The following is a 12,291-nucleotide window of genomic DNA, read 5'->3' as shown; positions in this document are numbered from 1 at the left end:
GATAAAAATTATGATAAAAATGTGAAAGGAACTTTTGAGTATGATACAAATTAGACCGGTTTCTGACCTTAGGAATAAATTTCCAGAGATTGAAGCTATTGTAAACGAAGGAAAGCCAGTCTATCTGACAAAAAATGGTTACGGTGCAATGGTGGTGTTAAGTCTGGAAGAATATGCAAGTTTGACAGACAGTGTGGAAGTAAAACTTGACGAGGCTGACCGACAGGCAGCTATATCAGGAGAACGGCTTTCCCATGAAACGGTTTTCGGTAATGCAAGGAGCGCGATACATGGAAAATAAATCCTATCAGCTTCGGTATTTGCCGCTTTTTGAACAGGATTTGATTTGTACAGCAAATTACATTACGAATGTTTTGAAAAATGGGGACGCGGCATTTCGGTTGGTTAATGATGTAGAGGCTGCGATTCTGGAAAGATTGAAAAATCCGCTTGCTTTTGAGCCGTACCCTTCCGCAAAAAAGCGTAAATATCCCTATTACCGAATTTATGTGAGAAACTATGTTGTTTATTATGTAGTGATTGATCGTGTGATGGAAGTTCGTCGTTTGATGTATGGCGCAAGAGATACGGATAAATATTTAATGTAAACTAGCGAAACTTTTACAAAATCCGCTTGCAAACCGGGAACCGGTAGGGTATGATGAAACCGGAGCGTGTAACTGGCGGATCAGTGGGCAAACCACAGGGAGCACGCGGGAAAAAAGTCGACCGCCTGGGCGCTAGATTGGAGTACTTCAGGAGGAATCAGGAAATGGAAAAGAAATGTCTAAAAACAGAACTTAGCAGTAACGCCTATCCCGGACGGGGAATTGTCATCGGGAAGTCCGAGGATGGCTCCAAGGCAGTAACGGCTTATTTCATTATGGGAAGAAGCGAAAATAGCCGGAACCGTATCTTTGTCGAGGAGGGAGAGGGAATTCGTACCGAGGCCTTTGATCCTTCCAAGCTGGTAGATCCGAGTTTGATTATCTATGCGCCGGTTCGTGTTTTAGGAAATAAGACCATTGTTACCAACGGCGACCAGACCGATACCATCTATGAGGGCATGGATAAGCAGCTGACCTTTGAGCAATCGCTGCGGTGCCGGGAGTTTGAACCGGACGCGCCCAATTACACCCCTAGAATTTCCGGTATCATGCACATCGAAAATGGAAAGTACAATTATGCCATGTCCATCTTAAAGAGCAATCAGGGGGATCCGGAATCCTGCCATCGCTTTACCTTTGCCTACGAGAATCCCAAAGCTGGGGAAGGCCATTTTATCCACACTTACGTTGGCGATGGAAATCCTTTGCCGAGCTTTGAGGGAGAACCGACCTGGGTGGCGATTCCCGGCGACATCGATTTCTTTACGGATTTGGTATGGAATAACTTAAATGAGGACAATAAAGTATCCCTGTTTGTGCGCTATATCGACATTGCGACAGGCGCGTATGAGACTCGTATTGTCAATAAGAATCAGAAATAAATAAAAAGTAGGACGAGGATGTCCCCAGAATGCTTGAACGCATCGTTTGGAGACATCCTTGTCTTTTTATTTTTAACGGAAATGCTTTGCTTTTGAAAACCAGGAAAAATTACTTGAAAACAAAGTCTTTTTGTTGTATGCTAATGCAATCGAACATATATGGTTCAGGAGGAAGAACGGATGAGTGAATCGGTGACGGGCTTGTTTGGCTCCAATGTCTTTAATGATGAAGTAATGCGGGAGCGGCTGCCTAAAAAAGTATATGAGGATTTAAAACGAACGATCCGAGAAGGAGCAGAACTAAACCGGGCGACAGCCGAGGTGGTGGCCAATACGATGAAGGATTGGGCGGTGGAACGCGGCGCAACCCATTATACGCACTGGTTTCAGCCCTTGACCGGTGTGACCGCGGAAAAACATGACTCATTTATCTGCGCGCCGGGTCCGGAAGGCAAAACGATCATGGAGTTTTCCGGAAAAGAGCTGATCAAAGGCGAACCGGATGCTTCTTCTTTTCCCTCCGGCGGACTTCGCTCTACCTTTGAAGCCAGAGGATATACATCTTGGGATTGCACGTCTCCTGCCTTTTTGAAAGAGGATGCCAGCGGCGTTGTGCTTTGTATCCCGACAGCGTTTTGTTCCTATACCGGGGAGGCGCTGGATAAAAAAACTCCGCTGCTTCGCTCCATTGAAGCGGTAAGCAACCAAACCATGCGTGTACTGCGCGCCCTTGGCAATACGACTTCCAAACGGGCTACCCCATCGGTCGGGGCGGAACAGGAATATTTCCTGGTAGACCGGGAGAAGTTCTTACAACGGAAGGATTTGATCTATACCGGCCGGACGCTCTTTGGCGCAAAACCGCCGAAGGGACAGGAACTGGACGATCACTATTTTGGCAGTATAAGAGAGCGGGTTGGCGTCTATATGAAGGACGTGAATCAGGAGCTATGGAAACTGGGTGTTCCCGCAAAGACCCAGCACAATGAAGTGGCGCCCGGCCAGCACGAGCTGGCGCCGATCTACGGCGAGGCGAATCTGGCTACCGATCAGAACCAGCTGACCATGGAGACCTTGAAAAAAGTCGCTACCCGGCACGGGATGGCATGTCTTCTCCATGAGAAACCCTTTGACGGGATCAATGGTTCCGGAAAACATAACAACTGGTCTCTGACCACAGATGATGGAATCAACCTTTTGGAGCCGGGAAAAACGCCCCATGAAAATATACAGTTTTTATTGATTCTAACCAGCATCTTAAAAGCGGTCGACGAGCATGCGGATATTCTCCGGGCTTCGGCGTCCTGCGCGGGCAATGATTACCGGTTGGGCAGGCAGGAAGCGCCGCCGGCGATTATATCCGTATTCCTTGGACAGCAGCTGGAGGATGTCTTGACCCAGCTGATCGATACCGGAACGGCCACCCACAGCCTCAAAGGCGGAAAGCTAAAGACGGGCGTCAGCACCCTACCGGCCTTTTCCAAGGATGCGACCGACCGGAACCGGACCTCGCCCTTTGCGTTTACCGGAAATAAGTTTGAGTTCCGTATGGTTGGTTCTTCCGATTCGATCTCCTGTGCCAATACTGTTTTGAACACCATGGTAGCGGATGTGTTTTGTCAGGTGGCGGATGAACTGGAGAAGTCAGACGACATTGCGATGACCTGCCACGATCTGATTAAGAAATATGCGGCGGAACACGCCCGCATCGTCTTTAATGGAAACGGATATTCCCAAGAGTGGATTGAGGAAGCGGCCCGCCGCGGCTTGCCGAATCTTCCCAGCCTGGTGGATGCAGAACCAGCCTTGCTGAAGCCGGAAGCCGTTGCGATGTTTGAAAAATTCGGCGTATTCTCCAAGGCTGAGCTGGAAGCCAGAGCGGAAGTAAAGCTGGAAGGATACTCCAAGACCGTCAATATCGAGGCAAAAACCATGATCGATATGGCTGGAAAGCAGATTATACCGGCGGTCATCCAGTACACGACGCGTTTGGCGGACTCCATTCGTTCCGTACAGGCCGCCTGTCCGGGCGCCGATGTCAGCGCGCAGCAGGCGTTGCTGCTGCAGACTTCCAGCTTGCTGGGGCAGATGCAAAGCGCATTGAATGAGTTGAAACAAATCAATCAGGAGACCGCCCAGGTAGAAGGGATTATGGAATCCGCGAGAGCGTATCATGACCGGGTTGTTCCGGCGATGGAAGCGCTTCGTGTGCCGGCGGATGAGTTGGAAATGATGGTAGATAAGGAGCTATGGCCCTTCCCATCTTATGGAGACTTGATTTTTGAAGTATAAGAAGACGGTAGGCAAGAGAAAAATTTTAGCCGGCCGTTGATAGGAAGGAAACAGAAAAAGCGAGGCAGTCAGAGGGCTGCCTCGCTTTTTCTGTTTTTGCAGCAAGCAAGCGTTTATTCTGATTTCCGAAAGCGCTCTACCATCTGACCGATTCGTCGAACTGCCTGAATGGCCGCTTGATGGTCCTGGGAGAAATTTAGGCGGATGCTGTTCGTATAAGCCTTGCCAAATTCTGTGCCTGGAGTGACGGTCACGCCGGCCTGGACGCGAAGCAGGCGGCAAAACTCTTCGATGGATACGGTCAGATTTGGCAGCTGAGGGAAGAGATAGCTTCCTGCCTCAGTAGCGCGAACCCGAACCCCATCTATCCGCCTAAACTCCTCCAGGAGATCGTCGCGGATAGCCTGATGATCGCGGATTCGTTGTTCCATCCATCCCTTTGGTTCATCAAACCAGAGGCGGAGTACTCGTTGATTGTAGCCGCTGGCGCGTAGGGAAACGATGGCCTGCAATTTTTCCATCCGCTGGATCAATCGGGAGGGACCAAAGGCTACCCCAAGGCGATAACCGCTTAAAGATTCGGTTTTAGAGGGACCGATAATTGTGATCAGCCGTTCCGGATCTATGGAGGTTCGGCATAGATGCGAATAAGCTCTGTCGTCAAAGATTTGTCTCGAATATAACTGGTCGGCGATGACAGTAACTTGATACTGATTTGCTAACCGAGCGATGGCATCCACCTCCTGATCCGAGTAGATGACACCGGTCGGATTGTTGGGGTTGGAGAATAAAAAGGCTTTGGCTCCCTGGCGAAAGGCTTCTTCCAGTTGGCTCAAATCTAAGCCGGCGCCCTGCTCTTGTTCCAGATAATGAAGCGTAACCGGCAGAATTTCCGCTTCCAGAAATTCGGGGATTTTTCGGTTGGCAAAATAATCCGGGGCAATGATCGCGATTTTGTCTCCACGAGTGACGATAGAGGCCAGCGCCAGGAATAAGGCTCCCTGCGTTCCGGGAGTTAGAATCAAATTGTCCGCTGAGGCAATGGACGTCCCCGTAAAGCGGGAAAGTTTTGCCGCTAGATCTTGGCGGATGGCAGCGCTTCCCCGATATTCCGTATAGGCTTGCCTGCCGCCTACGCGAACTCCCTCAATAAATTGTTCCAGAGAGTTCGGAATGGGAGGGAAAGCATCCACATCTCCATGGGAAAAGTCAACGGGGACGCCGGGTATGGACTCTCCCTGGGATAACAGATCCGGACCCTTCTGTCGAATCTCCTGACCAGGCGCATGATCGACGCCGAGTTTGGTAAATTTTTCTTCTAACGTCATGCTTTTTTATCCTTCTTTCTATGTTTTCGATTGGTGTGGTCATAGTTCCATGGTGATCTGTATTGGCATGGTTTTATCATATCATGAGGAAAAATTCTCGTCCAATCAATAGATGCGTATAACAATATAAATATTTTTCTATATCGTATTGCACAAACACGGAACATATAAACAAAATAATAACAAATTATACGAAATAATCTATTGGACGAAAGACTTTGGAATTAGTATGATAATAGTGCAAAAAAGATCTGGTTGGCAAAAAATAATGGAACTTTTAGGAGGATAAAATAAGTGAAAAAGAATATTAATGACTTTTCTAGTATGGCAAAGAATAAGGAAAAAATTGTATATTTGACTGCCTACGATTATTTAACTGCCAAATATCAGGAAAAAGCTGGCGTCGATATGATTTTGGTAGGAGATTCTCTTGGCATGGTTACCCTGGGATATGATACCACTTTTCCTGTAACCATGGAGGATATGATCAGCCATTGTAAAGCGGTGCGCCGGGGAGCGCCAAATACCTTTATTGTGGGCGATATGCCATTTATGTCTTATCAGACCTCGGACGAGCTGGCGATCGCCAACGCGGGCCGTTTCATTAAGGAAGCGGGAAGCGATTGTGTAAAATTGGAAGTTGCCGGTCCAGGAACCTGCCGCCGGATCAAGGCCATTGTGGATGCAGGCATTTTGGTCATGGGTCACATCGGCCTTACGCCTCAATTCATGGGAATTCTGGGAGGATATAAAGCCCAGGGCAAGACGGCAGAGGCAGCGAAAAAACTGGTGGACTTGGCTCTGTCCATAGAGGAGGCGGGAGCGTTTAGCCTTTTGGTGGAAGGCGTTCCTGCGGTGGTAGGAAAGGCTATTCAGGAGGCTCTTTCCATTCCGGTACTTGGCATTGGCGCCGGCTCCTATACCGACGGGCAGCTGTTGATTTATGCGGATATGGTGGGCTTATATGATAATTTCACTCCTAAGTTTGTGAAAAAGTATGCGGAGATCGGAGCAGAGATGGAGCGCGCTTTCCGTGAATACTGCGAGGAAGTCCGTTCGGGCGCTTTTCCTGATGATACGATCCATGCTTATAAGATCAGCGCGGAGGAAGCCGCAAAAATTGAGCAGTAGGGACGGCTGCGGAGAACATCCGCCCTGCCCTTTGCATCATTACATTAATCCATGAAGGAGGAAGAGAATATGACAAATGCAGCAAAATTTCGGGAATTGGTAAAAACGGGAAAGCCCATCTTGATGCCGGGAGCCTATGATCCAGTCAGCGCTAAGCTGACCGAGGCGGCCGGGTTTGACGCCATCTATCTGACCGGACAGGGCCTGGCCTCACAGTTTGGCTTTACGGACGCGGGGCTGGTCACGTTGACCGAACAAGTGGAGAGGGCTAAATATATTGTAAATTCCGTTCATATTCCTGTGATCTGCGACGCGGATACGGGCTACGGCGGTATTCTGAATGTGATGCGCACCGTTAGGGAATTTGAGGCCATTGGCGTGGCCGGCATCCACATCGAGGATCAGGTTATGCCGAAGAAATGCGGCTCCATGAGCAACCGCCAGGTAATTCCCACGGAAGAGATGATTCACATGATCCAGGCGGCCATCGAGGCCAGACAAGATCCGGATTTCTTTATCTGTGTCCGGACCGACGCCATTGACTGCGAGGGGTTGGATTCCGCCATTGAACGGGTAAAGCGTTATGAGGCGGCCGGAGCGGATTGCATCATGCTGATGCAGGGTCATGGAAATGATTTGGAGGACTTCAAACGCTTCAATGATGTGTTGACAGTACCAAAATGGGGAGTAATCACGGAGACCAATCACTGGGTGCGCCACACTCCTTTATGGAGCGCTCAGGAGCTTTATGAAAAGTGCGGTTTTACCATTTTCAATTATCCGCTGGCTCTGCTGTACGCTTCTGCCAAGCAGGTCAAGGACACCTTGGATGTGATCAAACGGGAAGGAACTACTCAAAATTGGTTGGATCACCAGTTATCTTTCCAAGAATTTACCACATTGATGGGCCTTCCTGAGGTTTATGAGACGGAGAGAAAGTACGGACGTTACTAGAAGCGAATCAAAACATATTCGGAAAAATGGAAAGGAGTATTTCAATGAAAAAAACCTTTTGCTATATTTTGACGGCTGCTTTGTTAATTGCCACTCTGGGCGGTTGCGGAGGAAACTCCCAGGAGAGCTCTGCCCCCGCGGCAGGAACCAGCAATGCTTCTTCTGACGAGGCTACGGCAGCGGAAAGTGCAGGAGCAGAAACTTCGGGAGGCGAATTAGCTGTTACGGAAACCACTCATGTAACCATTGGCACTTCTGGAACCGGCGGTACGCTGGCCATCCTGGGAACGGCCATTGCCAGTGTGGTCAATGAGGCGAACCCCAACATTGTTGTAAATGTAGAGAATACTCCCTCCGGCGGAGCCGGCAACGTATTGGCTATCGGGACTCAGGATATCGAGTTTGGCTTAGCGACGGCGGACGGTGCCTACGAAGGATATCTGGGATTGGGTACTTATACGGAGAAGATTGAGGACATCCGCATGATTGCTACCGGTCTTCCTTTCTCCATGCATGTGATTACATTGGCATCCTCCCCGCTTCAGACCATAGAGGATATTAAGGGGAAAAATGTAGCAGGAGTGGGCTCGGCAGGTACGAGACAGGCCAGCGATATGCTGGCGGTTTGCGGGCTGACGGCGGAAGATTACAACATTACCACTTATACTTTGGGAGAGGCGTGCGACGCCTTAAAAGACGGAGCGGTGGATGCAGTGGTGACTTTTACTTCCGCGCCGGCGGCCAATATTTTGGATTTGACCTCTTCTGCGGAAATTCGTTTCCTGGATGTTGCGCCGTACCAGGAAAAGATTTTGGAGGAATATTCTTTTTGTGTTCCCGCCACCATTCCTGCAGGCGTCTATGACGGGCAGGAGGAAGAGCTGGTCACCATCGCGTATCCGGTAACGCTGTTTACCGGTGCCTATGTATCGGATGCCGTGGTCTATGAGGTGACCAAGGCTATTATGGAAAACAATGAGAAGTTGGTAACCATTTATGAAAATGCCGGCTATTTTAGCCCGGAAAATCAAAAGGAAAATCTATCTGCGGATATCGTTCCGCCCATCCACGATGGTGCATTGAAATATTACCAGGAGAAGGGGCTGCTTCCGTAACAAAAGATCGTTCAAAGTTTTTGGAATAGGCATGTCTGTTGACGCAGACATCGCAAGGTACATGCGCTTCCGGCGGAAGGGGAGGGTCTTTCGTCGGAAGCGTAAGGCATGATTTGTCAAGAAAGGACTCTCAATATGGAAAATAAGTCTTGGTTCCGGTACGGCATCTGGGGAATAGGGATTCTGTTCATTTGTTTTCAGATTTATACGGCCCTTTTTGGCCTGTTGCCCGGTGTGAATCAAAGGGTGGTACATCTGGGCTTTGTCCTAGCTTTGGGAGCCATCCTAGAGATGGAGAAGATTGGAAAAGCAAATCGAAAGGGAGGCTGGATTTTTCAGGCGCTGCTTGGCATTTTCTTTCTGATTGCTGTCATTACCACGGTTTATGGCTATGTGGTCGGCAATACGTTGTTGAGCGACAGAGCGGGCGTTTATAATCAAACGGATATCATCATGGGGGTTATCACAATCCTTCTGGTTTTGCTGCTGACTTGGCGGGTGCTGGGACCAGCTCTTCCCATCCTTGCCCTTTTATTTATCGCTTATGCCAAATGGGGCAATTTGATTCCTGGCTATTTTGGCAATCGAGGATATAGCTTATCCCGGATTGCATCCCAGCTATATCTGGGCTACGAAGGAATTTACGGAACGGCCATTGCCGCGGTCTCCTCTTATATCGCTCTGTTTATTATTTTTGGAGGGCTTTTGGGGGCCATTGGCAGTACGAAGGTTTTTTCAGATCTGTCCTTCAGTCTGGTCGGGCATGTGCGCGGGGGTCCGGCCAAAGTGGCTGTGGTGGCAAGCTCGTTGTTTGGTACTATGTCCGGTTCGGTCACGGCCAATGTGGTGGGAACCGGTAGCTTTACCATCCCCTTGATGAAATCCACCGGCTATTCTGCGCCTTTTGCCGGAGCTGTGGAAGCTACCGCTTCCTGCGGGGGGCAGATCATGCCTCCGGTCATGGGTGTGGCCGCCTTTATTATTGCGGAATATCTGGGGGTACCCTATTCGGAAGTGCTAAAGGCAGCTCTGCTGCCGGCCATTCTCTATTTCCTCGGCGTATTTCTTGCAGTAGATTTTCACGCAGGTCGGGAGCGGCTGACGGGAGTCAAGAGAGAGGAGCTTCCCAAATTTGGCCAGACCTTCCGGAAAGGATGGCTTTGCCTGCTTCCTTTGGTTATCCTGATTTACTTTCTGGGTGTGGCGAAGACTACGGCTGCCCGGGGCGCTCTCATTGGCAACCTCAGCTGTCTGATTATCGGCGTGCTGCTTTTGCGTAAAGATTGCATTCGTCCCATCTTGGAAAGCTTTGTGGACTCTGCCAAAAGCCTGGTTCCTGTAGCTTTGGGAACGGCTACGGCGGGAATTGTGATCGGCATTTTTTCTTTGACGGGGCTTGGCTTTAAGCTTTCCAGCGCTTTGATCCAGCTTTCCGGAGGAAATGTGTTTATTCTGCTCTTGCTGACCATGGTATCGGCGTTGATTTTGGGGATGGGGCTTCCGACGGTGGCCGCTTATATTCTGCTGGCGACTTTGATTGTCCCGGCCTTGGTGGAAATGGGAATTGAGCCCATGGCCGCGCATTTGTTTGTATTTTACTTTGGTGTGATCAGCAACATTACGCCGCCGGTATGCTTGGGTGTGTATGCGGCGTCCGGAATCGCCAAGTCGGAGCCGATGGCTACGGCTATCCAGGCGATTAAAATCGCTATGCCAGGCTTTATCGTCCCCTACGTATTCGCCTTTAATCCGGGATTAATTATGATTAACACCACTATAGGCGGCTGCTTATATTCCTTTTTCATTGTCTTTGTAGGTGTGATTGCTCTGAGTATGGGAGTTTTTGGTTACTGCGTTGGTCCCATTGAGCCTTGGAAAAGGGCGCTGTTTATCGTAGGCGGAGCTTTGATGGTATATACTTCTATCCTGACGGATGTGATCGGACTGGCCATTGTGGTCATCTTAGTTGGAGTGGAAATTGCGAAAAAGAAGAGACAGAAAGCGGCAGAGCCAAGGGAAGGAGCAGTACAATGAGAGGGAAAGAAGCAGCAAAACGATTGTTGACCATATGCGGCGGATGCAAAGAGGAGGAAAAGATCCTGATTGTTACGGACCCCACCAGCAAGGTGGTGGCAGATGCAGTCTGGGAGGCTTCTTCTTACATCAAAAACCGCAGTATGATTGTCATGGATGAGACGGTCATGCATGGAGCGGATCCCAATCCTATGGTAGCGGCCGCCATGGGGGCCGCGGATGTCATCTTTGGCTGTACCAAATTTTCTCTCTTTCATGCACCTGCCAAAAAGGCGGCTGTGGCGGCGGGAGCCCGATTTGTCAATATGGTGGATTATTGTCCTGAGATGTTGGAGAAGGGCGGGTTGTACTGTGATTTTGAAGCCAATGGTCAGACTTGCCTTCGTATCGCGGACGCGCTGCGGGGAAAAAAGACTTGTCGGATTACCACTTCTTTGGGAACTGATTTCACCTGTTCCATCGAGGGAATAGAACCTACGCCGCAGTTGGGACGGAGTCTCCATCCGGGAGAATCCTCTTCCCCGCCGGATATTGAGTGCGCCACATGTGCCAGGGAAGGGACGGGAGAAGGCGTTGTCTACATTGACGGCAGCATTCCTCATCCTAGGCTGGGATTGATTCACTCGCCCATCCGTTTGACCGTGGAAAAGGGGCGGATCGTTCGCATCGAAGGCGGTGAGCAAGCTGCTATTCTAGAACAGATTTTACAGGAATTTGGCGATCCCAAAGTTTACCAACTGGGAGAAATCGGTCTGGGACTGAATCCTCTGTGTCAATTGACAGGGAGGATGCTGGAGGATGAAGGGTGCAGCGGCACGGTTCACTTTGGCTGTGGTGATAATACAGGCTTTGGAGGCCGAACCGCAAGTCGAATCCACCTGGATTTGGTTTTCCAGAAGCCCAGCCTTTGGGCCGATGAAGTACAGCTGCTGGAAGAGGGGCGGGTTCTAGTTTGAGACCGCTTGGTTCGTCAGCGCTTTAGGTTCTGAATATAATCCAGAAAGGTTTGGGCGGCTCCGGAGAGAGAGGCGGCTTTCTGATAGGAGAGAGAAATCTGACGCTTCGCGAGCTGGTCGTCAATTTTGTAGAAGAAGACCTGATCGGTAGCGCTTACGTGCTGAGGAATGGAATCCCGGATAAAAGCAATTCCCTTACCATCGCAAGCCAGATGATAGGAGGTCATTAGCTGATCCAGATACATCCGTATTTTAGGCGTAAAGCCGGCGTTACGACAAATGGATAGGCTGCGGTTATACATATCGTTTCCCTGTTTCATGATGAGGAAGGGCTCATTGGCAAATACCTTGACCGACAGACGAGGATGACAGTCCGTCAGATGGCGGCCTTCCCGGATATCTTGGAAGGAAAGGCGGTAAGCAGTGAGATCCTGATTCACCGGCCAGGCCGCGGGAACGGCGAGAATTACATTTTCGTAGCCCCAGAGAACTTCTTCAAAAAGTTTTTTGTTCAAAGGCTCTACATCCAGGATAAAATCAAACGCTCCATTTTGTAATCCTTCTTCCAGTCCTGGACCGTTCGCTTCGGAGAGGCTGAGAGAGATAGCGGGATATTTCTCCTGGAATGCCTGTAAGACGTCGGCTAGAATGTAGGTACAGAAGTATGTAGTGCTTCCGATGCAGATATGGCCGGAAGCCGCCTCCTGCAGCAGACTTAACTGGCCCTTCAATCTTTCCTGGATGTGCATGATATCTTCGACGGCCTGAATATAGTATTCCCCTGCACGCGTCAAGCGGATGGGATTGGTGCTTCGGTCAAAAATGGGGGCGCAAAGCTCTGTTTCCGCTTTCTTAACGGCTGCGCTTAAGGCGGGTTGGGAAATGAAGAGCTTCCGCGCCGCCTTGGAAAAGCTTTGTTCCTGATAAACGGTATAGACATAGATCATTTCTTTTAACATCCGCGGTATCCTTTCCTTATAACGGAAAACACA

11 protein-coding genes and 1 riboswitch are annotated in these 12,291 nt (G+C 49.7%); of the genes, 9 read left to right on the top strand and 2 right to left on the bottom strand.

Annotated features, from left to right (window positions below):
- Nucleotides 1-40 precede the first annotated feature (40 nt).
- The 4 genes from ACCC71_RS13505 (at nucleotide 41) to ACCC71_RS13490 (ending at nucleotide 3,781) form a co-directional block, all read left to right on the top strand.
- Nucleotides 41-301 carry a type II toxin-antitoxin system Phd/YefM family antitoxin gene (locus tag ACCC71_RS13505; protein ID WP_434310144.1) on the top strand — a complete coding sequence of 87 codons (261 nt, stop codon included), beginning with the start codon at nucleotides 41-43 and terminating at the stop codon, nucleotides 299-301.
- Nucleotides 291-608 (top strand): type II toxin-antitoxin system RelE/ParE family toxin, encoded by a 318-nt coding sequence (locus tag ACCC71_RS13500; protein WP_434310143.1) that lies wholly within the window; start codon nucleotides 291-293, stop codon nucleotides 606-608. The genes ACCC71_RS13505 and ACCC71_RS13500 overlap by 11 nt, the downstream gene beginning before the upstream one ends.
- Nucleotides 609-666: 58 nt before the next feature.
- Nucleotides 667-746, top strand: a riboswitch (ZMP/ZTP riboswitch).
- A gap of 26 nt (nucleotides 747-772) precedes the next feature.
- Nucleotides 773-1,489 carry an IMP cyclohydrolase gene (locus tag ACCC71_RS13495; protein ID WP_434310142.1) on the top strand — a complete coding sequence of 239 codons (717 nt, stop codon included), beginning with the start codon at nucleotides 773-775 and terminating at the stop codon, nucleotides 1,487-1,489.
- A 180-nt stretch (nucleotides 1,490-1,669) separates the two neighbouring features.
- Nucleotides 1,670-3,781: a glutamine synthetase III gene (locus ACCC71_RS13490; protein WP_434310141.1), complete on the top strand. Its 2,112-nt coding sequence runs from the start codon at nucleotides 1,670-1,672 to the stop codon at nucleotides 3,779-3,781.
- A 113-nt stretch (nucleotides 3,782-3,894) separates the two neighbouring features.
- Here ACCC71_RS13490 and ACCC71_RS13485 read toward each other — a convergent pair whose 3' ends face one another.
- Complete coding sequence (locus ACCC71_RS13485; RefSeq protein ID WP_434310140.1) at nucleotides 3,895-5,109, bottom strand: pyridoxal phosphate-dependent aminotransferase; 1,215 nt, start codon at nucleotides 5,107-5,109, stop codon at nucleotides 3,895-3,897.
- Nucleotides 5,110-5,403: 294 nt separating this feature from the next.
- Here ACCC71_RS13485 and panB point away from each other — a divergent pair, with 294 nt between their 5' ends.
- The 5 genes from panB to ACCC71_RS13460 all read left to right on the top strand — a co-directional run bounded on the left by panB (nucleotide 5,404) and on the right by ACCC71_RS13460 (nucleotide 11,299).
- Nucleotides 5,404-6,240 carry a 3-methyl-2-oxobutanoate hydroxymethyltransferase gene (gene panB / locus ACCC71_RS13480; RefSeq protein ID WP_434310139.1) on the top strand — a complete coding sequence of 279 codons (837 nt, stop codon included), beginning with the start codon at nucleotides 5,404-5,406 and terminating at the stop codon, nucleotides 6,238-6,240.
- A gap of 69 nt (nucleotides 6,241-6,309) precedes the next feature.
- The gene (locus tag ACCC71_RS13475; RefSeq protein ID WP_434310138.1) at nucleotides 6,310-7,194 is read left to right on the top strand and encodes an isocitrate lyase/PEP mutase family protein; all 885 of its coding nucleotides are present in this window, start codon (nucleotides 6,310-6,312) and stop codon (nucleotides 7,192-7,194) included.
- 44 nt (nucleotides 7,195-7,238) lie between these two features.
- Entirely contained in the window at nucleotides 7,239-8,309 is a 1,071-nt protein-coding gene (locus ACCC71_RS13470) for a TAXI family TRAP transporter solute-binding subunit (RefSeq protein WP_434310137.1), read from the top strand.
- A 135-nt stretch (nucleotides 8,310-8,444) separates the two neighbouring features.
- The gene (locus ACCC71_RS13465) at nucleotides 8,445-10,343 is read left to right on the top strand and encodes a TRAP transporter permease (RefSeq protein WP_434310136.1); all 1,899 of its coding nucleotides are present in this window, start codon (nucleotides 8,445-8,447) and stop codon (nucleotides 10,341-10,343) included.
- Nucleotides 10,340-11,299, top strand: coding sequence for an aminopeptidase (locus ACCC71_RS13460; protein WP_434310135.1), 960 nt, complete (start codon nucleotides 10,340-10,342; stop codon nucleotides 11,297-11,299). Before ACCC71_RS13465 ends, ACCC71_RS13460 begins: the two co-directional genes overlap by 4 nt.
- Before the next feature lie 14 nt (nucleotides 11,300-11,313).
- Here the strand turns inward: ACCC71_RS13460 and ACCC71_RS13455 are convergent, their stop codons facing one another.
- Nucleotides 11,314-12,258: a LysR family transcriptional regulator gene (locus tag ACCC71_RS13455; protein ID WP_434310134.1), complete on the bottom strand. Its 945-nt coding sequence runs from the start codon at nucleotides 12,256-12,258 to the stop codon at nucleotides 11,314-11,316.
- Between the last annotated feature and the right edge of the window lie 33 nt (nucleotides 12,259-12,291).

Origin of the sequence: Hominifimenecus sp. rT4P-3 (genome assembly GCF_051055405.1) — a bacterium.
Lineage (GTDB): Bacteria > Bacillota > Clostridia > Lachnospirales > Lachnospiraceae > Pseudolachnospira.
Note: the sequence above shows the minus strand (reverse complement) of the source record. Positions and strands in the feature narration are given on the sequence as shown.